Consider the following 21,493-nt stretch of genomic DNA (forward strand, 5'->3'; position numbering starts at 1 on the left):
CTAAGCCAGCCGCTTCATGAAGCGGTAGCTCGTCCGTTCGTAGCCGAGCTTCTCGTAGAATTGGTGGGCGCGTTCGCGGCGGACGTTGCTCGTGACTTCGAGGATTTTGCAGCCGAGCGCCGCGAGCCGCTTTTCGGCTTCCGCGATGAGCAGCGCGCCAATGCCGCGACCGCGATGCGCTTCCGCGACGATCATGACTGAGACGCGACCCACGGGAGCGTCGCGATGGACCGTCACCATCGCGGAGAGACCGCACATTGCGACGACCTCGCCGTTGGTCGTCGCGACCAAGGGGAGCGGGCTCCGTTCGCTGAGCAATTCCAGGTTCGCGCGGACCTGAGCTTCCTCGATCGGATGGCCGAGTTCGATGATCAGCTCGGTCAGGCGTGGGGCGTCGGCAAGCTGCGCGTCCCGGATGGCGACCGTCACAAGGTGTCCAGCGCGTGGATTGCAACGCCCACCAGCCCGCCGACGATGGTGCCGTTGATGCGGATGTACTGAAGATCGCGGCCCACAGCGGATTCGAGGCGCGTCGTCACGGTCCCCGCATCCCAGCTGCGGATCGTTTCCGAGACCAGCTTGACGATGGAACTTCCGTAGCTGGCGGACATGCCCACGACGGCGCGGCGAGCGAACTGGTTGATGGCGGTGCGGATGCGCGGATCGCTTTCGAGCGTGCCGCCCATCGAACGCATGACTTCGCCGAGCTTTCCGGCGAGCACTGCATCGGGGTTCCGGGCCGCCCGAATGATCGCCTCGCGCCCCTTTTGCCACAGGGCGTCGAGCCACAAGCTGACCGAGCGGTTGTCTAGGAGCTGCTCCTTGAGCGTCTCCACGCGCTCGCGAGTTTCCGGGCGCGTCTGCAGGTCGTTCGCGAGCTGCGCCAAGGCCTCCTCGACCTTGATCCGTACCGGATGAGCGGGGTCGGTCGACATCTCCACCGTCAGCTTGCGCAGGCCGTCGACGATCGCGTCGGCAAGCTTCTCGTCGAGCCCGGCAAGCTTCAGGACCCAATTGGCCTTCTTGTGCACCATCTCGCGGATCAGCGGCTCGTTGGCGTCGAGCGCACGCGCCATCCAGCGAATTGCCGCCTCCAGCATCGGCACGTGACGATCCTCGTTGATCGCCGAGGCCAGCGCGTGGCCGAGAAGGGGAGAAACCTCCATCTTGCGGAGGCGAGTGGCCACGGCGCCTTTGACGATGCCGCCCAGGCGCTCGTCGTCGAGGCTTTCGAACACGTCGGCAATGAGCCGCGACGCGCCTGCGCGGATCCTGGTACCTTCGCCGGCAGGCGTCTGGAGGAAGCGGCCGGCCGCTCCTGCAACGTCGATGTTTCTCATCCGCCGCGCCACTACCGACGGCGTCAGGAAGTTCTCGCGAATAAAGTTGGCCAGCGCCTCGCCGATGCGGTCCTTGTTGCGCGGGATGATCGCCGTGTGCGGGATTGGGAGGCCAAGGGGGTGGCGGAACAGAGCCGTGACCGCGAACCAGTCGGCGAGGCCGCCGACCATTGCCGCCTCAGCAAAGGCCTTCACGAAGCCGAGCCACGGATATCGAGGCTCGAGCGCGCGAGTGACGGCGAAGAGCGCCGCCATGAGCACCAGCAGGCCCGTCGCGGCAACCTTCATCCCCGCGGCGCCCGGCTGGGCCGGGTTGAACCGCGTCAGGGCTGAGCGCTGTGGCGTCGCATCCATGGGCTCATCAATAGACGAGCTTGGGCGTCGGTTCACTCCGCTGCTTGCGGCGCCTGTCCCGAGGGAGTGCGATGTGCCTCCTCACCGACGAACTTGCGGAACTTGCGCGCAATCCAATGCTCGATGTCGATGGCGATCGAGAAGTAGGCCGGAACGAGCAGCAGGGTTAGCACCGTCGAGAAGATCAGGCCTCCGATCACCGTGACACCCATCGGCGCACGCCAGCTGGAGTCTCCCGAGAGCGACAGGGCGATCGGCAGCATGCCCGCCACCATGGCGACGGTCGTCATGACGATCGGCTGCGCACGCTTGTGGCCGGCTTCGTAGATCGCCTCGTCCGTCGGCATGCCGTGGTTCATCATTTCTACGGCAAAGTCGACCAGCAGGATCGAGTTCTTCGCGACGATCCCGAACAGCATGAGGATGCCGATGAACACCGGAAGCGAGAGCGGGTTGCCCGTGAGGTGAAGCGCAATCGCTGCACCCAATGGTGCGAGCAGCAGCGATCCCATGTTGACGAACGGGGACAGGAAGCGCCGGTAGAGCAGCACGAGGACCGCGAAGACAAGCAGCACCCCCGAACCGAGCGCGATGAAGAAGTTCTTCATCATCTCGGCCTGCCATTTCTGATCGCCGAGATCGAGCTTGCTGACGCCGCGCGGCAGGTTCTTGACCGTCGGCAGATCGTTGACCTTCGGCCAGACGTCGCCCGTGACCTGGCCCGGTGCGAGATCGGCGCCCACCGCAATGCGGCGGATCTGGTTCGTGCGCTGGACGGTCGTGGGACCCGCCCCGAAGCCGATATCCGCGACCGCCTTGAGCGGCACCGAGCCGCCGTTCGAGGTCGGAACGGGCAGGTTCTCGAGCGTGGCGATGTCGCGGCGATCGTTCTCCGCCAGCGAGACCATGATCGGCACCTGGCGGTCGGCGAGCGAGAACTTGGCGCTGTTCTGCTCGATGTCGCCGAGGGTCGCGATGCGGATCGTCTGGCTGAGCGCCGTCGTCGTCACGCCAAGGTCGGCGGCGAGATCGAAACGCGGCTTGATCGTGATTTCCGGCCGGACGAGGTCGCCCGCCACTCGGGGAGCGCGAAGGCCCGGAAGCTTCTGCATTTCGTCCGCGATCTTGTTCGCGGTGGCGTAGAGCAGCTCCGGATTGTCGCTGCCGAGGTAGAGCATGATGTCGCGCGAAGCGCCGCCGGGTCCGCCGCCGTTCTGGCTAAGGAAGTTCACCTGGGCGTCTGGGATCGCGGAGATCTGCGGCGTCAGGCTGCGTTCGAATTCGATGCTAGTCTGCTTCCGATCCTTCTTGAGGACGATGTTGACGTAGCCCGAGCCGACGTAGACGCGCTCGAACACCCGATCCACGTCGGGATCCTTGAGAACGATCTTGGCCGTGCGATCGACGACTTCCTCGGTCTGCTTGAGCGTTGAGCCCGGCGGCATGCCGATGCGAACGTTCGAGAAGTCGAAGTTCAGCGGCGGCTGGAACGTCATCGAAAGAGTCGCGAACAGGAATCCCTGGAACAGGAAGAGCAAGGTGCCGGCGCCGACCATCCAGATGCGGTGATCGCGGAACAGCGACAGGACGGCGTGAACCGGGCCCGGATGGCGTTCCCGGTACGCGCTCGACTTCTTCGTGCTGAGACTCCACTTCAGGATGTCGAGATACTTATCCATGACAAGGCCCGACGCGTGGGGCTGGATGCCCTTGGCGCGGAGGAAATAGGCCGCGATCATTGGGGTGATCATTCGGGCGACGAGCAAGCTCATCAGCACGGCGATGACGACGGTGAAGCCGAACGCCTTGAAGAACTGGCCCGAGATGCCCGGCATCAGCGCGACGGGCAGGAAGACCGCGACGATGGACATGGTCGTAGCCAGCACCGCGAGACCTATCTCGTCGGCCGCATCAATGGACGCCTGATACCCCGATTTGCCCATGCGCATGTGACGGACGATGTTCTCGATCTCCACGATCGCATCGTCGACGAGCACTCCTGCGACGAGGCTGAGCGCGAGCAGCGAGAGGCCGTTCAGCGTGATCCCCATCAGGTCCATGAACCAGAAGGCGGGAATGGCCGAGAGCGGGATTGCGAGAGCGGAGATCAAGGTCGCGCGGATGTCGCGGAGGAAGAGGAAGACGACGAGGACCGCGAGAACCGCGCCCTCCCACAGGCCTTCCATCGCCGACTTGTACTGGGCCTTGGTGTAGTCGACGTTGTTCGAGATTTCCGAGAAGTGGATGCGCGGGTCGTCCTTCTCGATCTTCTTTAGCTCTTTCCAGGCGTCGTCGTAGACGGTCACCTCGGACGAGCCTTTCGACCGCTGGACGTTGAAGCTGATGACCTGCCGGCCATTCATCTTCGCGATCGTGCGCTGCTCCGAATAGGCGTCCTTGACGGTGCCCAGGTCGGCGAGGCGAACGGTGCGTCCGCCGGGGACCGAGATCTGGGTCTGCGAGAGCTCGTAAGCGTCGCGCGCGTTGCCCAGCACGCGCACCGACTGCTCCGAGCCGGCGATCTCGGCCCGGCCGCCCGCGGCGTTCAGGTTGGTCTGGCGAAGCTGCTGGTTGACCTGCGCCGCCGTGATGCCCTGCGCCTGCAGCGCCGCGGGATCGAGGATGACGCGGATCTGCCGGTCGACGCCGCCCTCTCGGGAAACGGCGGCAACGCCTTCGACGCCCAGCAGACGCTTGGCGACCGTATTGTCGACGTACCAACTGAGCTCTTCCAGGCTCATGTCCGTCGTCTCGGCGGCGACGAATACGATGGGGTCGCCGGCGATGTCGATCCGGCTGATCTGCGGTTCGAGGATGCCTTCCGGAAGGTCGCCGCGGATTTGCGCGATCGCATCGCGGATGTCATTCACGGCACGGTCGGTCGGAGTGCCGATCTCGAACTGGACGAAGGTGTTGCTATTGCCCTCGCGGATCGAGCTGTTGATCTCTTCGACGCCGTTCACTCCGCGGATGGCGGATTCCACGCGCTGCGTAATCTGCGTTTCCATCTCGCTCGGCGCGGCGCCGGGCTGGGAGATGTTCACCTGAGCCGCCGGGAAGTCGATGTCAGGGTTGTTGTTCACCTGCATCTGCATGAAGGCGACGATGCCGGCGAGCAGCAGTCCCGCAAACAGAACGATCGGCGTGACCGGGTTTCGGATGCACCAGGCGGAAATGTTGCGGAAGTTCATGACGTCGAGCTTCTACTGCTGGTTACCGGGCGGCCGCTTGACGCTTCGGCGCGACCTTCTGGCCAGGGTTCAGGAACGGACCGGCGGAGAGGACCACGGATTCCTGACCGCTGAGCCCTTCGGCGATGGTCACGCCATTGTCGTCGACCGAGCCGATCTTGATGGGGCGACGTTCGACCTCGTTCTTCGCGTTGACGATGTAGACGTAATTGCCTTTCTCGTCGCTGAGCACCGCGCTCTGCGGAAGAAGCGGAGCGGTCGTTCCGCCGGCGCCGATGCGCGCCTCGGCGAAGCCGCCGGGACGGATTGCGGGATCGTACGGAACGATGATGCGAACCTCGCCCTGACGAGACTGCGGGTCGATCATCGGTGCGACCTGCCAGACGCGGCCGGTGAAGCTGCGGTCGAGGCCGATCGGCGTCACACTGGCCGGCATCCCCGTCTTCACGAAGACGAGGTCCTGCTGCGACAGATTCGCCTTCATTTCCATCTCGCCCCCCTCGGCGAGGCGGAAGAGCGCGCCCGTTCCGGGGCTGACGATCTGGCCGACCTCGACGTTCCGGGCGAGGATCAGGCCGCTTGCCGGAGCGCGGACGTCCAGGCGGCCGATCTCGGCGCGGGTGGAGTTGAGCTGGGCTTGCGTGACGCGGACCTGGGCGTTCGCCGCGTCGCGGGTGGCGCGCTTGGAATCGATCTCGGCCTTGGACACGAAGCCACGCCCTTGAAGGGCAACTGCGCGCTCGTAATTGCTCTGAGCGAGCGCGGCATTAGCGCGCGCTGCGTCCACCTGCGCTGCGAGCTGAGCCGCCTGCTGCGCCTGCACCGAGCGGTCCACGGTGGCGAGCGCCTGTCCGGCCTTCACCCACGTTCCGGCGTCGACAAGCACGCGCGTCACACGGCCGCCGGTGCCGGCAATGCCGACCGGCTGGTCGCGGCGCGCCGCAAGGGCGCCGCTCGCGGTAACGGTGCGCGCGACGTCGCTGCGTCCGGGAACGACGACCGTGACGGTCGGTCTCTGGCCGCCGCCTTGGCCCTGCTGCGTGCCCGGAGCGGGCGCAGACTCTTCCTTGCCCCCACGCATCATCAGGAATGCGGCGACGAGAACGACAACGATGAGGCCTACGCCGGCGATCAGCGCCATCCGCTGCCGCCGCGACCGGTCGACTACAACCAGCGTGTCAGAGCTAGAAAACCCTCTCGATTCCCGATTCATTTCCACTTCTTTCGCCCTAGTTCGCGAATCCCACCGGCGTCCGGCGGACTGTATTACGCGAATAAGTCAGTCCCCGCAACTGAGACGCGCAACACAGATTAAACTATAGTTTTTCGACCAACGGCGGCACTTGCTTTGCCAAGGGGCGTTAGGCGACATTGTTACGGCGCCGCACTGCACTTTGCGGGCTCAAAGGGGAAGGCGAAAACATGGAGTCTTACGGCATCCTCGGCTGGATCGTCATCGGTGGCCTGGCCGGCGCAATCGCGAAGCTTCTGATGCCCGGACGCGACCCGGGCGGCTGTATCATCACCATCCTGCTCGGCATCGCTGGTGCGTTGCTCGCAGGTTTCCTCGGCCGCGCGGTAGGCTGGTACAATCCGAACGAGGGCGCCGGCTTTTTGGCCGCCATCGTCGGTGCCTTCCTCATCCTGCTGATCTACCGGCTAGTGCTGGGACGCCGGGCCTAGTTCACGACGCGGCTGTTCAGGGAACAGCCATAGGCTTCCGTTGAGTTAGACCTCCTGTCCCCAAGGTTCAGGAGGAGAAAGATGATGAAGTTCGCCACCGCTCTGGCGATCTGCGCCGCTGCAGTTCCTGCCGCCGCTCAAGCACAGGCAGTCCAGGTCCAGGTCCCGCCGATCGCGGGCACCAGCCTGGAAGTCAGCGCGACCGGCGAAGTGACGCGCGTTCCTGATGTCGCGGTCATCTCCGCCGGCGTCGTGACGCGCTCGCAGACCGCGAGCGCTGCGCTCCAGCAGAATGCGGCCCGCATGGACGGGGTCATCGCTGCCCTGAAGGCTGCGGGCGTTGCCGAGCGCGATATCCAGACGAGCTCCATCTCGCTAAATCCCGAATATCGGTACGTCGAGAATCAGGCGCCGAAGCTCACGGGCTACTCCGCATCGAACAGCGTGAACATCCGCTTCCGCGACATTCGCAACAGCGGAAAAGTGCTCGACGCGCTCGTCGCCGAGGGGGCGAACCAGATCAACGGGCCAACGCTGACGATCGACAAGCCGGAGGCAGCTCTGGACGAGGCGCGCGCCAATGCGATCGCCAATGGCCGCGCGCGGGCCGAGCTTTATGCTCGCGCGCTCGGCAAGCGCGTCGCCCGCGTGGTGTCGATCAGCGAGAGCGGACGCAGCTACCCAGTTCCGCCGCCGATGCCGGTGATGATGGAAGCGCGCGCGCAGGCTGCGGACACGAAGATCGTCCCGGGCGACCAGAAGCTCGAAGTGACGGTCTCGATGGTCTTCGACCTGCAATAGCCGAAGCGACAAATAAAAAGGCCGCCTGGGGAAATCCCAGGCGGCCTTTTTATTGGATACGGCAGTCCGCTTTTAGCGTACCGAACCGCGTCTGATGAGATTGACGATCGCCAGAAGAATAACGGCGCCAATCAGCGAATAGAGGAACGTTTCGACGGTCAGCGCCTGGTTGATGCTGCCACCGAAAATCAGGCCTGCAATAACGGCGCCGATGATGCCGACGACGATGTTGAGCAGGACCCCTTGCTGAGCGTCGGTCCGCATGATGAGGCTGGCGAGCCAACCGCAAATACCACCGACGATAAGCCAGATGATGATACCCATTGAGCGTTCCCTCCTGTTATCGTGGACCGCCGATTTCGGAACAGGGCGGCCCGGTCCGGCATCTAGACGCGCGATGCACGCACGTTGTTCCGGGTTCGGAAGGAATTGTCTAGTTTTTTGGTTAATTCGCGGCGGAACTCCTAGAGGAATTCCGCCCCGTAACGATCCTTAATAGCGCTGTTGGCGCTCGTATTGATCGCGATAATGCTTGATCCGCGTGACGCGCAGGCCGGGCATTCCGCTGCGGTCGACCGCGCGCTGCCAGCTCGTGAACTCTTCCAGGCTCAGCGAGTAGCGTGCGCACGCCTCGTCCACGCTCAGGAGGCCACCCGCGACGGCGGCGACGACCTCAGCCTTGCGGCGCACAACCCAGCGGGTGGTGGACGCGGGCGGAAGGCTGTCGAGCGTCAGCGGCTCGCCGAGCGGTCCGATTACCTGTGCCGGCCTAATCTTCTGGTTCTCGAGCATCTCTTTCCGTCAAACCTGCTTAATCATTGGCGATGGCGTTACTCTTAAGCCCTGCCCGTTGAAGATATTCTGAAACGCGCTGGTTAATATCGCCCTCACGCTTCCTTATCGTCCTTTAACCCTCGCTCTTGAGGACCTTCAGCGAAGGCGCCGCCGAGCAGATCGCGGGCCTCCCTCCAGCCCGGTGCAGCAGCAAGGAGAGCGGCGATGGCCACCCTGCGATCGCCGCGTGCACTGGCGAGCTGCGCCTCAAACGCGGCGACAAGCTCTGCAGCATCGAGTTCGGCTGGCGCAGCAGCAGTAAAATTCGAGTCCCGCCGCGACAAAACATCCCCTCTCACTAGCCCCGACGACTCCCGCCTAGCCCTGAGGGGTGAAATTCAGGTAAAGAGCGGCGAAATAGCTCCAATGCAGATCGATTTCGGCCTCGATCGCGCGCCGCGCGAAACACGGATCGTCGTCGCCATGTCCGGCGGCGTCGACAGTTCCGTCGTGGCCGCGCTCGCCGCGCGCTCGGGCGCTGAGGTGATCGGCGTCACGCTGCAGCTTTACGATCACGGCGAGGCGGTGAAGCGATCCGGGTCCTGCTGCGCGGGACAGGACATTTACGACGCCCGCACGGTCGCCGACCGGCTCGGCTTCGGGCATTACGTACTCGACTACGAAAGCCGCTTCCGCACCGGCGTGATCGACCGTTTCGCCGACGAATATGCGCGCGGTCGAACGCCCGTGCCCTGTTCGCTATGCAACCAGGGGGTGAAGTTCACCGATCTCGTCGCTTTCGCGAAGGAGTTGGGCGCAGACTGCCTGGCCACCGGTCACTATGTGCGCCGCGTCGTCAACGGCGGCCGCGTCGAGCTGCACAAGGGCAAGGATCCCGCGCGCGACCAGAGCTATTTTCTCTACGGAACGACGCAGGAGCAGCTCGATTTCCTGCGCTTCCCGCTCGGCGACCTGCCCAAGAAGGAGGTGCGCCGGATTGCCGAGGCGGAAGGCCTCGCCGTCGCATCCAAGCCCGACAGCCAGGACATCTGCTTCGTTCCCGATGGCGATTATGCCGGCCTGGTGCAGCGCCTCCGCCCGGAAACGATCGCGCCGGGCGAGATCGTGGACATGCAGGGGAATGTGCTCGGCACGCATCGAGGCGTCGTGCACTTCACGATCGGGCAGCGACGCGGGATCGAGATCGGCGGACAGAAGGAGCCGCTCTACGTCGTCGGCATCGATCCGGACGCGCGCCGCCTTGTCGTCGGTCCGCGCCGCGCACTGGCCGTGGAGGCGATGCGTGTCGAACAGCTGAACTGGATCGGCGAAGATCAGGCCGAGGTGGCGGTAAAGGTCCGCTCCCTCGCCCCGCCCGTTCCCGCACGGCTGGCGGGTGAGCAGGTGCAGTTCGAGCGCCCGGAATATGGCGTTGCGCCCGGACAGGCGGCCGTCTTCTACGACGGCACGCGCCTGCTCGGTGGCGGCTGGATCGCCGAGACGGTGTCGGCGGAGCAGGGCCAGATGAATGCCGCCGCCGCCTAGCGCGGGCATCCTCCTTTTCCGGCAGCGCAGCGGAAAGACCGAAGTCCTCCTCGTGAAACCCGGCGGCCCGTTCTGGCGAAACAAGGATGCGGGCGCATGGATGATTCCCAAAGGCATGGTCGAGCCCGGCGAAGCCCCCGCCGAAGCGGCCCTGCGCGAGTTCGAGGAAGAGGTCGGCGTAAAGTTGACGACTGTACCCTTTCCGCTGGCCACGGTGCGTCAGGCCGGCGGAAAGATCGTCGAGGCGTTCGCTGTCGAAGGCGATTTCGACTGCTCGACAATCAACAGCATCGAGTTCGAGATGGAATGGCCTCCGCGCAGCGGTGAGCGCCAGAGCTTCCCGGAGGTGGAGGAAGCGCGCTGGATGGCGCTGCAAGAAGCGCGCGAGCTCATGCTGCCCAGCCAGTTGCCGCTCCTCGACGCATTGGACGAAAAACTACGTAAATGAGGCGATCGATGATCCTGTACCTCGCGGCGCTTGTTGCTGCCCAACCCGTTCAAGCGGCTCCTGTCCCTTCCCCTGCGAAGAGTTGGCCCACGAGCGAAGGCGATGTGGTCCTGAAGGCCTTCCGCTTCCGCAGCGGCGAGACGCTGCCGGAACTGCGGATGCACTACACGACGCTCGGCAAGCCGCACCGCAATGCGGCGGGTCAGATCGACAATGCCGTTATGGTGCTCCACGGGACCGGCGGCACCGGGCAGCAGTTCCTGCGGCCGCAATTCGCCGACGAGCTATACGGTCCCGGCCAGCCCCTCGACATCAGCCGCTACTGGATCATCCTTCCCGACAATATCGGCCACGGAAAGTCGTCGAAGCCGTCCGACGGCCTGCGGATGAAATTTCCGAAGTACGATTACGACGACATGGTCGAGGCGCAGCACCGCATGCTGACCGAAGGTCTCGGCGTGCAGCACATGCGGCTGATCATGGGCACGTCCATGGGCTGCATGCACAGCTTCGTCTGGGGGGAGACCTATCCGAACTTCGCCAGCGCTCTAATGCCGCTGGCGTGCGAGCCGATCGAGATTGCGGGCCTCAACCGCATGTGGAGGCAGCTCGCGATCGACGGGATCGAGGCGGACCCTGCCTGGAAGCGCGGCAATTACACAGCGCAGCCAGTGCTCGGGCTGAGGACCGCGCAGTCGCTGCTCTTCGTCGCCGGCTCAGCGCCGCTCTATTACCAGTCGCAATTTCCGACGCGGGCGGCGGCGACGGCTTTCGCCCAAGAGCGGGTGGCTTCAGCGATCAAGGAACTCGACGCCAACGACACGATCTACCAGCTCGATTCCTCGCGGAACTACAATCCGTGGCCGAAGCTGGAGGCGATGAAGGTTCCGGTGACGTGGATCAACTCGGCCGACGACTTCATCAATCCGCGCAACTTGCCCGTTCCCGAGCAAGCCCTGAAACGCATGCCGACCGCCAAATTCCGCCTGATTGCGGAGAGCGCCGAGACCCGCGGTCACGGCACCCATACATGGGCGAAGTTTTGGAAGGCCGACCTCAGCGAGCTTCTGGCGCAACCTCAGTAGGCGCGACGTCGTAGGCCGAGACGTGGTTCATCGTGATGAGCCATTTGCCGCCGACCTTCCGGAACAGACGCGTATTCACGCCTTCGGTCAAGCGGGCGCCGCGCTGAAGCCGGTATTGGCCGACCAGCATCGCAGCGTCAGGCGCCAGCAGGTCCACCTTCATGTTGTAGAAGTGGAGCTGCCCGCGGCGTTCCGGCGAGCCGCCATAGTCCCGGACGTAATGGTCGAGCGTGCCTTGCCAGCCGTCCTGAAATTTGCCTCCGGAAATGAAGACGACGTCCGGGTTCCTGAAGCCCGCCATGTAGCCGCGGAAATCGCCGCGATTCCAACCTGCCTCCATGCGCGCGACGGTGGCGAGGATGGCCGCCCGTTCTGACTTCGGGCTCGCTGCGGCAGAGGGCGAGGCCAAGGCGGCGAGGGCCAGGAGGGCGAGGAACAGGTGCTTCATGCCTCGGTGCTCCGGAAGAATCTGGCGAGGAGGTAAAGGAGCAGGCCCGCAGCCGCGAGAGCTCCGAGCGTCAGCCAAGCCTTTGCGTCAGCCTGAGCGGCAACGACGATGCAGACCAGTACGCCGATGCTCGCAAGTAGCCAGTGCGATGGGCTGATGTGTGCGGGTCGCGCCGGCGCCCCAGGCAGCGCGAGGATGGTGACCGAATAGACGATCATTCGCGCCAGCGTGCTGATGACGGCCAGCCAGACGAAACTTCCGCTGACCGCCAGCGCAGCTACAAGCGCGGCGAAGAAGAGGATCGACGCAACCGGTGTGTCGAAACCGCTATGAACCTTTGCGAGCCACGTGGGCAGCTCGCCGCGCTCGGCCATTGAAAAAGTGACGCGAGGTGTTGCGGCCATATTGCTGTGGAGGTTTCCGGCGGTCGAGAAGATGGCCGTGACGCCGATCAGGAGCGCTCCGACGGGACCCATCAGCCATTCGCCGAGCGCGAGAAGAGGCGCGTCGGCGCCCTCTTCGACGCCGTTCGGAAAGACGGCGACGAACGCGAGTTGCACGAAGAAGTAGAGCAAGGCGACCGTTCCGATCGTGCCCAGCAAAGCCCTGGGCAAGGTGCGGTTCGGGTCCTTCGTCTCGCCGGCCGTGACCGTGGCATTCTCGAATCCGACGAAGGCGTAGAAGACGAGCAGCACGCCGGCCTCGATTTCCGTGACCGGCGGCAGGGGACCGGGAGCAGGCGCGCCTGCGAGCGCCAACGCAGCCGCGGCCAGGAGCAAGAGCGGGATGGTCTTCAGCAAGGTCAGCCCGCCCAACACGCGCATCGCCGACTTCACGCCAGTCACGTTGATCGCCGTGAAAGCGGCTACGAAAGCGAGCAGCAGGGCGATCCGCGTCGCGCCTCCGTCCGCAGCGCCCCACCAGCGCGCGAGATAGGAAATGAGGACGTTGAGGTTGGCCGCGAAGGCGGTCGCTCGTGCGATGTAATAGATCCAGCCAAGCTCGAAGCCGGCAAGCGTGCCGAACACGCGACCATAGGTCGCCGGACCTCCGCTCTCGGGAAACGCAGCGACCGATCGGCAGAATGGGATTGCGATCAGCAGCGAGGCGATGCCGACAAGCGGGAAAAGCCAGGGCGCCGAGGTTCCGAAGTCGGCCGCCAGCATTCCCGGCAAAGCGAAGATCGACGCGCCGATTGCGCCGTTGAATGCAAGCAGCAGCGCCCCGCCGATACCGATCCGGCGCGGGAGACCGTGTGGTTCGCTCAAAGCTGGAACGTACCTACGACGACCGTGAAGCAATTTCCGCCGAGGGAGACGCGATCGGCCTCGAGCCTGCAGTGCAGGATGCCGCGGCGCGCGCTTGCCTGAAGAGCGGTGAAGCTGGCGCGGCCGAGGCGCTCCGCCCAGTACGGCACGAGCGCGCCGTGGGCTGAGCCCGTCACGGGGTCCTCGTCGATGCCGGCGTAAGGCACGAATACGCGGCTCGCGATGTCCTGCGCGTTGCCCCGCGCCGTGACGATCGCCATTCGCTGGATGTGCTTCAGCTTGCCAAAGTCGGGCGAGACGGCCAGCACTTCGGCTTCATTCTCGACTTCAAGAATGGCGCTGTCGTTGAATCCGGGTGGGGCGATCCACACGGGGCGATTGCTCAGGCCAACCGCGGCGCAGAGCTCCGGCTCCTCTACCTCGTGAAGCTTCGCGGCGGGAAGATTCAGCTCGAGCAGATCGTCGTGCCGGGTGACGGTCAGGATGCCTGACTTGGTGCTGAAGCGCACGGCGTCCGAATGGATGAGGATATGTCCGGCCGCGAGGGTGGCGTGGCCGCAGAGCGGTACCTCGACCGCCGGGGTGAACCAGCGAAGGTCGTAATCCGCATCCTCGCTCTCGGACGGTACTGTGAAGGCCGTTTCCGCCAGATTGTTCTCGGCCGCGATGGCCTGCATCACGTCGTCCGGAAGCCATCGGTCCAACGGCATGACCGCCGCGGGATTGCCCGTCAGCGGCCGCTCGGCAAACGCATCGACCTGAAAGAAGGGAATTCCCGTCACGACGCTTTCTCCGTGATTTCCGACGAGAGCAGGGTTTCCCGGTCCGTGTGGCCCTCGGGATCGAGGTGGATGAGGATTTCCGTCGCCGGGAAGCGCGCCCGGAGCTCTTCCTCGACGCGGTCCATGCTGTCGTGAGCCTGCTGGACGGTCCAGTCGCCAGGGACCCAAACATGGAATTGCGCGAAATGATGCGTCCCGCTGGTCCGGGTGCGCAGGTCATGAAGGCCCGCGAGCTCAGGATATTCCTTCGTGGCAGCGAGGAAGCGTTCACGCTGTTCGCTCGGCCACTCGCGATCCATCAGCTGATCCAGGGAGTGGCTTGACGCCTGCCAGGCTCCCCACAGCAGCCAAAGAGCAATCAGCACGCCGAAGAAAGCGTCCGCTCCGGTGAGTCCGGCAAATTGCTCCAGCGCCAAGGCAACGATGACCGACCCGTTGAGAGCGAGGTCGGAGGCGTAATGCAGCCGGTCGGTCGAGATTGCGACCGAGCCGGTCCGCCGGACGACGTGACGCTGGTAGGTGATGAGCGCGATCGTGAAGACGATTGCGACGAGCGACACGCCGATGCCGAGCTCGGCATCCTGCGTTTCCGCGCCGGCCAGGAGCCGCTGGATCGAGCGGTAGCCGATGAACAGGCCGGACAAGGTGATCAGGATTACCTGGACGAGCGCCGCCAAGGCCTCCGCCTTGCCGTGCCCGAAGCGGTGATCGTCGTCGGCGGGCTGAGCCGCAATGCGCACACCTGCAAGCACGACGAGACTGGCGAGCAGGTCGAGGCCGCTGTCCGCGAGGGAGCCGAGCATGGCCATCGAGGAGGTCTCGATCGAGGCCCAGGTTTTCAGCACGATCAGGAAGATCGCCATCGAAATGCTCGCCATCGCCGCACGCGAAGTCAGCGTGGAGCGCTCGTCGCCGTGTGCATGGCCATGGCCATGATGGTGATGATGAACGCCGCTCATGGATATAAAAGTCCTTCGGACCAGCCGGACGGGCCAGCCGAGAATAGCCGCCGCTCATGCAGGCGATGCGGGCGGTCCGTCCAGAACTCCATCCGTTCCGGCTTCACTCGAAAGCCGCTCCAACGCGGAGGGCGCGGCACGTCCTCGCCGTCGAAACGGCGGGTGAAATCCTCGAACCTCTTCTCGAACGTCGCGCGGAAATCGAGCGGTCGCGACTGGTACGAAGCCCAGGCTCCGAGCTGGGAATCGCGGGACCGGCTGGCGAAATAGGCGTCGGCTTCAGCGTCGCTGACGGCCTCGACGGGACCTTCTATGCGCACCTGCCGCCGCAGCGACTTCCAATGGAAGAGCAGAGCGGCATGCGCATTCGCCGCAATCTCCGCGCCCTTCCGGCTGTCGAGGTTGGTGTAGAAGACGAACCCCTCCGGACCGTAGCCCTTGAGAAGGACCATTCTTACGGACGGGCGGCCGTCGGGCGTTGCGGTCGCGAGAGCCATCGCGTCCGGGTCGTTCGGCTCGGCCTCGCGGGCCTCAGCGAACCATTGCTCGAAAAGCTCGAAGGGATTGGTCACGGACACGGCAGCGGCTTAGGCTTGGAGCCGCCTCAGCCGCAACCCATCTGGAAACCCGCGGTGTATTACGGCATTGGGGCACCATGGATCTTTATCAAACGCTCGGTATCCAGCGCGGCGCGAGCGAGGCCGAAATCAAGAAGGCGTATCGCAGCCTTGCGAAGCAGCTTCATCCCGACCGCAACAAGGACAACCCGAACGCGGCCAAGCGCTTCTCCGAGGTCACGGCGGCTTACGACCTGCTGTCCGACAAGGACAAGCGCGCGCAGTACGATCGCGGAGAGATCGACGAGCAGGGCCAACCGAAAATGCCCTTCGGCGCCGGTTTCGGCGGCGGAGGCGGGCCGCGTCCGGGCGCAGGGGGCGGCTTCGAGGGGTTCGAAGGCGGCTTCCCCGGCGGCGACACTGCGGATCTCAGCGACCTGTTCGAAGGCCTTTTCGGCGGTGCAACGGGGCGCCGTGGCGGCTCGGGGGGCTTCGGCGGCTTTCGTCAGCGTGCCCGCCCCCCGCAGAAGGGCGCTGACATCGCGTACCGGCTGACGGTGCCGTTCGTGGAGGCGGCAACGCTCAGGCCGCAGCGGATCACGCTCGCCGACGGCAAGACGATCGACCTCAAGCTTCCGAACGGTGTCGAGGACGGGACGAAGATCCGCCTGTCGGGCAAGGGCGAGCAGGGGCCGGGCGGCCCGGGCGACGCGATCGTCACCATCGCGATCGCGCCCCACCCTTTCTATCGGCGCGAGGGCAACGACATCCGCCTCGACCTACCCGTTACGCTCAAAGAGGCCGTTCTCGGCGGGAAGGTGAAGGTGCCGACGGCCGACGGGCCGGTCATGCTGACGATCCCGAAGGGTAGCAGCTCAGGCAAGGTCCTGCGCCTGAAGGGCCGCGGATTCCACGACAAGAGCGGCAAGCGCGGCGACCAGCTCGTCTCGCTGGAAGTCGACCTGCCTGCCGGCGATGCGGAACTGCAGGAATTCGCCGAGAAATGGAGCGGCGGGGGCAACCCGCGCGCCGCACTTGGGGTTTAACAGCCTTAGGCTGTAGACCCACCCGATGCAGGACCACTCGCCGCTAGCCCCTGAGGAACGTCGCAAGCGGGCGGCGAGCCTCCGCGCGGCATTCGGGCGAGACGTGGCGGAGAAGCTGCGGCCGCACACGCATCCGATCGAAGTCATGAAGCGCGTCGCCGTCGGCGTGTACAACGACGGCTTCATCCACGCCGGCAACCTTGCCTATCTGTCGCTGCTGGCGCTCTTCCCGTTCTTCATCCTCGCGGCGGCGGTCGCGCAGATTCTCGACCAATCCGACGCCGCGCATAAGACTGTCATAACCGTTCTTGCCCAATTGCCGCCCGCGGTCGCGGACGTGCTGCAGGAGCCGGTCCTGGAAGTTCTGACTGCCCGGACGGGGCCGCTGCTGTGGATAGGCGCCATCGTCGCGCTGTGGACCGTCGGAAGCTTCATCGAGACGATCCGCGACATCTTGCGCCGCGCCTATGGCGTCCGGTTCTGCGCACCCTTCTGGGAGTATCGGCTGGCGTCGATGGCACTGATCGTCGGCGCCGTCATCCTGCTGCTGTTCGCACTGGCCGCGAGCGTGGTGCTGAGCTCCGTCCAGCGCGCCGTCGAAGCCTGGATCCCGCTTGCCCAAGACGTGTCCGACACGCTGGCGTTGTACCGCGTCATCCCCGCCGTCGCGCTCTACTGTACGATTTACTTCATCTTCTATTTGCTGACGCCCTTGCGATATCGCCGCCGCGGGTGCCGAAAATGGCCGGGCGCGCTCCTGATCACCTCCTGGTGGCTGCTGACTGCGGAATTACTTCCCAAGGCGATCGGTCTTCTGGGCGGCTACAGCCTCACCTACGGCAGCCTCGCCGGCGTGATGATCGTCCTCATTTTCTTTTACATGGTCGGCTTGGGCGTCGTGATGGGCGCAGAGTTGAACGCGGCGCTGGCGGAAGCCGGTGCGACGGCGCTAAAGGGCGAGATCTATTCCGGTCCGTACACGGACCAGCTGGACGTCGAAGAGCCCCAGCCGGGGGAGGATGTAGAGCGTATGCCTGAGAAAGAGGGACCGCAGCTTTGAGCGGATTGATGAAGGGCAAGAGAGGCCTGATCATGGGCCTTGCGAACGACCGCTCGCTCGCGTGGGGCATTGCCCGTGCCTTGGGCGAGCAGGGCGCTGAGCTCGCCTTTTCCTATCAGGGTGAAGCGCTTGAGAAGCGCGTGCGGCCGCTCGCGCAGGAGCTGGGGTCGGAACTCCTGATCGATTGCGACGTGTCGGACATGAAGGCGCTCGACAAGGCATTCGAGGACCTGAAGGCCCAGTGGGAATCCCTGGACTTCGTCGTCCACGCCATCGGCTTTTCCGACAAGAACGAGCTTCGCGGAAAGTTCGTCGACACGACAGTCGACAATTTCCTGCTGACCATGAACGTGTCCGTGTACAGCTTCATCGCCGTCGCCCAGCGCGCCCGCGCCATGATGAAGCCGGGCGGATCGCTCCTGACGCTCAGCTATTACGGTGCTGAGAAGGTCATTCCGCACTACAACGTAATGGGGGTCGCCAAGGCGGGACTCGAAACCAGCGTAAAATATCTCGCCGCGGACCTTGGGCCGGAAGGCATTCGGGTAAACGCCATCTCGGCGGGACCGATCAAGACGCTCGCCGCCAGCGGCATTGGCGACTTCCGCTACATTATGAAGTGGAACGAGTATAATTCGCCGCTTCGCCGCAACGTGACGATCGAGGATGTCGGCGGTGCCGGTCTGTACCTGCTGTCCGATCTGGCGAGCGGAGTGACCGGCGAAATCCACCACGTCGATGCCGGCTACAACGTTGTTGGGATGAAAGCCGAGGACGCGCCTGATATAGCGACAGTGTGAGCGCCGAGTCCGCCAATGACTTCGACAACATCCTCAGCGCTTCCGAGCGCTGGATGGGAGCCTGGCGGGACAAGAACCGCAGGGCACTCGAAAGCGTGATGGCGGTCGATTACTCGCTCGTAGTGGCGACGGCGCCTCATTATCACTTCGACCGGGAAACCTGGATCGAACTCGCACTCGGCTCGTACACCTGCACCCGCTTCTCGTACGAGCACGTGCAGTTTCACCGGTTAAGTAGCGACATCGTGGCAATGTCGTCGGTTGCCGACCAGGATGCCTCCCTGGGGCGGGAAGACCGGTCGGGGCGCTTCTTCCTCACCGACATCTGGCGGCGTAGCGGTCAGGGCTGGCAGGTTTGCGCCCGCTATTCCGCACCGCCTTCGGAAGTGGATCGCACCATCACTTACATGGTCGGTGCCGAGCGGACCTGATGACGATCGCCCGGGACGTCAGCGTCAGCGGCCGGGTGCAGGGCGTCTTCTTCCGTGGCTGGACTCAGGAGCAGGCCGAGCGGCTCGGCGTGACCGGTTGGGTCCGCAACTGTCCGGACGGGTCCGTCGAAGCCCATCTCGAAGGCGAAGAGGGAGCCGTGAACTGGCTCGTTGATTTGATCGGCGATGGGCCCGCGAGCGCGCGCGTCGCGAACGTCCGGGTGCGCGAGGCCGAAGTCGAAGGACTGGAGGGCTTCGAAGTCCGCCGCTAGCCCGCGAACGGATCGCGCACGAGGATCGTGTCGTCGCGTTCCGGCGACGTCGAAACAAGAGTCACCGGGCAGCGGATCAGCTCTTCGATGCGGCGGACATATTTGATTGCCCGGGCCGGCAGGTCGGCCCAGCTACGCGCGCCGCGCGTCGAGCCCGGCCAGCCCTCGATCTCCTCGTAAACGGGCTCGACCCGCGCCTGGTCCGTGGCGTGCGGCGGAAGATAATCAAACTCTTCGCCGTCGATGCGGTAGCCGGTGCAGATCTTGACCGTCTCGAAGCCGTCGAGAACGTCGAGCTTGGTCAGCGCGACGCCGGTCACCCCGCTGACGGCCACGGACTGGCGAACGAGCACGGCGTCGAACCAGCCGCAGCGACGGCGGCGGCCGGTCACGGTGCCGAACTCATGGCCGCGCTCGCCGAGCCGCTGTCCGACCTCGTCTTCGAGCTCGGTGGGGAAGGGGCCGGAGCCGACGCGCGTCGTGTAGGCCTTCACGATCCCTAGGACGAAGCCGGCGGCGGACGGACCCATACCCGTGCCCGGACCGACCGCGCCCGCGACCGTGTTGGACGAGGTGACGAATGGATAGGTGCCGTGGTCGACGTCGAGCAGCACGCCCTGCGCCCCTTCGAAGAGAACGCGCTTCCCGCGGCGGAACGCGGCGTCGAGATCGCGCCACACCGGCTTGGCGAAGGGCAGGACGAACTCGGCAATTTCGGCGAGGTCGTTGCGCAGCCGCTCGCGATCGACCGGCGGCTCCCCGAAGCCGGCGCGAAGTGCATCGTGGTGCGCGCATAGGCGGTCGAGAAGCGGGTCGAGGTCGTCGAGATGCGCGAGGTCGCATACGCGGATGGCGCGGCGGCCGACCTTGTCTTCATAGGCAGGACCGATGCCGCGGCGGGTGGTGCCAATCTTGCCGGCGCCGCTCGCATCCTCGCGCAACGCATCGAGATCGCGGTGGATGGGAAGGATGAGTGGGCAGGTCTCTGCGAGCATCAAGATTTCCGGCGTGACCTTCACGCCCTGGCCCTGGATACGCTCGATCTCGCTCTTGAGCGCCCAGGGATCGAGGACGACCCCATTGCCGATCACCGATGGCGTACCGGTGACGATGCCCGACGGAAGCAGCGAAAGCTTGTAGGTCTCGCCGCCGACGACGAGCGTGTGTCCGGCGTTGTGCCCACCCTGAAAGCGGACGACCATGTCGGCGCGGCTGGCAAGCCAGTCGACGATCTTTCCTTTGCCCTCGTCGCCCCATTGCGCGCCGATGACCGTGACGTTGCCCAAGTCGAATTCCTTTTTGAGGCCCCGGCGCTCCTAGGGACCCATCGCCGATGCGTCCAGCCGTTGGAACGGGTGCGGCTGGGGTCCGTTCGGCGTACAAGGAAGCAGCCATGAAGCCGATGACCGAGCAGCACCTGGCCTTGTTCCGCAGGCATATGGTCGAGATCATCGAGATGCATTTCGACCTCTCCGGCGAGGAGATCGGCACTGACGAGCCCGATCCGCAGCTTCGCCGCGCCTTGATGGACGTCCCGCGGCACCTCTTCGTGCCTCAAAGCCTGATGCTGATGGCATATCAGGACACGCCGCTGCCGATCGGCTTCGACAAGACGATATCGCAGCCCTTCATCGGCGCGCTGATGCTCGAGCTGCTGGACCTTCAACCCGGGGCTCGAGTCCTCGAGATCGGGACCGGCTTTGGCTACCAAGCCGCGGTCATGGCGGACATGGGGGCAAAGGTATTCAGCGTCGAGGTCGTCGAAGAGTTCGCGGAAGCCGCCAAGACACGCTTCGCGGCCCTCGGCTACGACGTCGAAGTCAGAGTGGGAGACGGTTCGCGGGGCTGGGCCGACCACGCGCCCTTCGACAGAATCCTCGTGACCGCGGCGGCGCGGGAAGTGCCGCTGGCCCTGATCGAGCAGCTTGGCCCCGGCAGCAGGATCGTCATCCCTCTAGGCGGTGACGACGTTCAGCAGCTGAGCGTCGTGGAGAAATCCGCGGGTGGCGAGATTGAGACGCGGCAGATCATGCCGGTGCGATTCACCCAGCTCGAGGAAATTGCCTGAACGCGATCAGCCAAACGACAAGTCGGCGAACTGGAAAGAGCCCGTCGAACAGGTCAGCGCGACGGTCGGGTTGCCCCGCATCATCTGCTCGACCGTGACGCTCTGATCGCCGGCAGTCACCCGCACCTCGTTCTTCAGCAGATCGATCCGGAATGAGATCGGCTGGTCGAGCGAGATCGTCCCGAGTTCGGCAAACTCCTCCTCCGACCCGGTGCCGTTACGCACACGGACGAGCACCTTCTTCGAATCCGGTCGCTCGGGCGTCAGCTGCAACGCCACGAAGTCCTTCTTCGTCGAGACCCGAACCGTGGCCGTGGGAAGCACCTTGGAGTCGGTGCCAAGCTGCTTCACCTGCACGTTTCCGGAGATGGCGGGATTCCCGCCACCTGTCGCATGGGTCATCTGCGAAAAGGCGCCGCCGGCAGCGGTGCAATCGTAGGTCGTCGTCTTTGCGCTAAGGCCGCTGCTTGCCGCGAACAGGACCGTTGCAGCGGCCGCGAGGCTGAAACCACGAGCGTTCATCGTACGCCTCCCTCGTGAAGCACTCAGAGTGGCACCAGCGCTCAGGGCGAGCAAGAGCA

At 64.8% G+C, this 21,493-nt stretch carries 24 protein-coding genes; 11 read left to right on the forward strand and 13 right to left on the reverse strand.

The features are described 5' to 3' along the window. From LZ016_RS14540 to LZ016_RS14555, 4 genes are read right to left on the reverse strand one after another with little or no spacing between them, the layout of a single operon-like run. A complete protein-coding gene (locus LZ016_RS14540) occupies positions 1-429 on the reverse strand; it encodes a GNAT family N-acetyltransferase (protein WP_241448176.1) in 429 nt (142 codons plus the stop codon). Next, positions 426-1,694, reverse strand: a complete 1,269-nt coding sequence (locus tag LZ016_RS14545) for a DUF445 domain-containing protein (RefSeq protein WP_436286372.1) — start codon at positions 1,692-1,694, stop codon at positions 426-428. Before LZ016_RS14545 ends, LZ016_RS14540 begins: the two co-directional genes overlap by 4 nt. Positions 1,695-1,726: 32 nt before the next feature. Further along, positions 1,727-4,885: an efflux RND transporter permease subunit gene (locus tag LZ016_RS14550; protein ID WP_241448177.1), complete on the reverse strand. Its 3,159-nt coding sequence runs from the start codon at positions 4,883-4,885 to the stop codon at positions 1,727-1,729. 22 nt (positions 4,886-4,907) lie between these two features. Further along, positions 4,908-6,098: an efflux RND transporter periplasmic adaptor subunit gene (locus tag LZ016_RS14555; RefSeq protein ID WP_241448178.1), complete on the reverse strand. Its 1,191-nt coding sequence runs from the start codon at positions 6,096-6,098 to the stop codon at positions 4,908-4,910. A 209-nt stretch (positions 6,099-6,307) separates the two neighbouring features. Here LZ016_RS14555 and LZ016_RS14560 point away from each other — a divergent pair, with 209 nt between their 5' ends. Both LZ016_RS14560 and LZ016_RS14565 read left to right on the forward strand, forming a co-directional pair. Next, a complete protein-coding gene (locus tag LZ016_RS14560) occupies positions 6,308-6,568 on the forward strand; it encodes a GlsB/YeaQ/YmgE family stress response membrane protein (RefSeq protein ID WP_241448179.1) in 261 nt (86 codons plus the stop codon). 84 nt (positions 6,569-6,652) lie between these two features. Then, entirely contained in the window at positions 6,653-7,369 is a 717-nt protein-coding gene (locus LZ016_RS14565; protein ID WP_241448180.1) for an SIMPL domain-containing protein, read from the forward strand. A gap of 72 nt (positions 7,370-7,441) precedes the next feature. Here the strand turns inward: LZ016_RS14565 and LZ016_RS14570 are convergent, their stop codons facing one another. After that, positions 7,442-7,693 (reverse strand): GlsB/YeaQ/YmgE family stress response membrane protein, encoded by a 252-nt coding sequence (locus LZ016_RS14570; RefSeq protein ID WP_241448181.1) that lies wholly within the window; start codon positions 7,691-7,693, stop codon positions 7,442-7,444. A 168-nt stretch (positions 7,694-7,861) separates the two neighbouring features. Continuing rightward, the gene (sciP, locus tag LZ016_RS14575) at positions 7,862-8,161 is read right to left on the reverse strand and encodes a CtrA inhibitor SciP (RefSeq protein WP_241448182.1); all 300 of its coding nucleotides are present in this window, start codon (positions 8,159-8,161) and stop codon (positions 7,862-7,864) included. Positions 8,162-8,569: 408 nt separating this feature from the next. Here sciP and mnmA point away from each other — a divergent pair, with 408 nt between their 5' ends. The 3 genes from mnmA to LZ016_RS14590 are packed head-to-tail and all read left to right on the forward strand — an operon-like array spanning position 8,570 to position 11,221. Continuing rightward, complete coding sequence (gene mnmA, locus LZ016_RS14580) at positions 8,570-9,688, forward strand: tRNA 2-thiouridine(34) synthase MnmA (protein WP_241448183.1); 1,119 nt, start codon at positions 8,570-8,572, stop codon at positions 9,686-9,688. Beyond that, positions 9,672-10,136 carry an NUDIX hydrolase gene (locus tag LZ016_RS14585; protein WP_277622782.1) on the forward strand — a complete coding sequence of 155 codons (465 nt, stop codon included), beginning with the start codon at positions 9,672-9,674 and terminating at the stop codon, positions 10,134-10,136. Before mnmA ends, LZ016_RS14585 begins: the two co-directional genes overlap by 17 nt. 8 nt (positions 10,137-10,144) lie before the next feature. Beyond that, entirely contained in the window at positions 10,145-11,221 is a 1,077-nt protein-coding gene (locus tag LZ016_RS14590) for an alpha/beta fold hydrolase (RefSeq protein WP_241448185.1), read from the forward strand. Here LZ016_RS14590 and LZ016_RS14595 read toward each other — a convergent pair. From LZ016_RS14595 to pdxH, 5 genes are read right to left on the reverse strand one after another with little or no spacing between them, the layout of a single operon-like run. After that, complete coding sequence (locus LZ016_RS14595; protein WP_241448186.1) at positions 11,193-11,669, reverse strand: YybH family protein; 477 nt, start codon at positions 11,667-11,669, stop codon at positions 11,193-11,195. The two genes, LZ016_RS14590 and LZ016_RS14595, sit on opposite strands and share 29 nt — an antisense overlap. Further along, positions 11,666-12,937, reverse strand: coding sequence for an APC family permease (locus LZ016_RS14600; protein ID WP_241448187.1), 1,272 nt, complete (start codon positions 12,935-12,937; stop codon positions 11,666-11,668). Before LZ016_RS14600 ends, LZ016_RS14595 begins: the two co-directional genes overlap by 4 nt. Next, positions 12,934-13,719: a PhzF family phenazine biosynthesis protein gene (locus LZ016_RS14605; protein WP_241448188.1), complete on the reverse strand. Its 786-nt coding sequence runs from the start codon at positions 13,717-13,719 to the stop codon at positions 12,934-12,936. The genes LZ016_RS14600 and LZ016_RS14605 overlap by 4 nt, the downstream gene beginning before the upstream one ends. Next, on the reverse strand, positions 13,716-14,678 hold the full coding sequence (locus tag LZ016_RS14610) for a cation diffusion facilitator family transporter (protein ID WP_436286373.1): 963 nt from the start codon (positions 14,676-14,678) through the stop codon (positions 13,716-13,718). The genes LZ016_RS14605 and LZ016_RS14610 overlap by 4 nt, the downstream gene beginning before the upstream one ends. Continuing rightward, positions 14,675-15,250: a pyridoxamine 5'-phosphate oxidase gene (gene pdxH, locus LZ016_RS14615; protein WP_241448391.1), complete on the reverse strand. Its 576-nt coding sequence runs from the start codon at positions 15,248-15,250 to the stop codon at positions 14,675-14,677. Before pdxH ends, LZ016_RS14610 begins: the two co-directional genes overlap by 4 nt. Before the next feature lie 83 nt (positions 15,251-15,333). Here pdxH and LZ016_RS14620 point away from each other — a divergent pair, with 83 nt between their 5' ends. Genes LZ016_RS14620 through LZ016_RS14640 form a run of 5 tightly spaced genes read left to right on the forward strand, consistent with a single transcriptional unit; the run spans position 15,334 to position 18,844 of the window. Beyond that, positions 15,334-16,281, forward strand: coding sequence for a DnaJ C-terminal domain-containing protein (locus LZ016_RS14620; RefSeq protein ID WP_241448189.1), 948 nt, complete (start codon positions 15,334-15,336; stop codon positions 16,279-16,281). Positions 16,282-16,306: 25 nt separating this feature from the next. After that, positions 16,307-17,341: a YihY/virulence factor BrkB family protein gene (locus LZ016_RS14625; RefSeq protein WP_241448190.1), complete on the forward strand. Its 1,035-nt coding sequence runs from the start codon at positions 16,307-16,309 to the stop codon at positions 17,339-17,341. Next, positions 17,338-18,141, forward strand: coding sequence for an enoyl-ACP reductase FabI (gene fabI, locus LZ016_RS14630; protein ID WP_277622783.1), 804 nt, complete (start codon positions 17,338-17,340; stop codon positions 18,139-18,141). The genes LZ016_RS14625 and fabI overlap by 4 nt, the downstream gene beginning before the upstream one ends. Then, positions 18,138-18,572, forward strand: a complete 435-nt coding sequence (locus LZ016_RS14635; protein ID WP_241448192.1) for a nuclear transport factor 2 family protein — start codon at positions 18,138-18,140, stop codon at positions 18,570-18,572. The genes fabI and LZ016_RS14635 overlap by 4 nt, the downstream gene beginning before the upstream one ends. Next, a complete protein-coding gene (locus LZ016_RS14640; RefSeq protein ID WP_366512934.1) occupies positions 18,572-18,844 on the forward strand; it encodes an acylphosphatase in 273 nt (90 codons plus the stop codon). Before LZ016_RS14635 ends, LZ016_RS14640 begins: the two co-directional genes overlap by 1 nt. Here the strand turns inward: LZ016_RS14640 and LZ016_RS14645 are convergent. Continuing rightward, complete coding sequence (locus LZ016_RS14645) at positions 18,841-20,130, reverse strand: adenylosuccinate synthase (protein WP_241448193.1); 1,290 nt, start codon at positions 20,128-20,130, stop codon at positions 18,841-18,843. The genes LZ016_RS14640 and LZ016_RS14645 overlap by 4 nt on opposite strands. Before the next feature lie 107 nt (positions 20,131-20,237). Here LZ016_RS14645 and LZ016_RS14650 point away from each other — a divergent pair, with 107 nt between their 5' ends. After that, positions 20,238-20,912, forward strand: a complete 675-nt coding sequence (locus LZ016_RS14650; protein WP_241448194.1) for a protein-L-isoaspartate(D-aspartate) O-methyltransferase — start codon at positions 20,238-20,240, stop codon at positions 20,910-20,912. 6 nt (positions 20,913-20,918) lie between these two features. Here LZ016_RS14650 and LZ016_RS14655 read toward each other — a convergent pair whose 3' ends face one another. Further along, positions 20,919-21,434: a hypothetical protein gene (locus tag LZ016_RS14655; protein WP_241448195.1), complete on the reverse strand. Its 516-nt coding sequence runs from the start codon at positions 21,432-21,434 to the stop codon at positions 20,919-20,921. Between the last annotated feature and the right edge of the window lie 59 nt (positions 21,435-21,493).

Origin of the sequence: Sphingomonas telluris, assembly GCF_022568775.1 — a bacterium.
Classification (GTDB): Bacteria; Pseudomonadota; Alphaproteobacteria; order Sphingomonadales; family Sphingomonadaceae; genus Sphingomicrobium; species Sphingomicrobium telluris.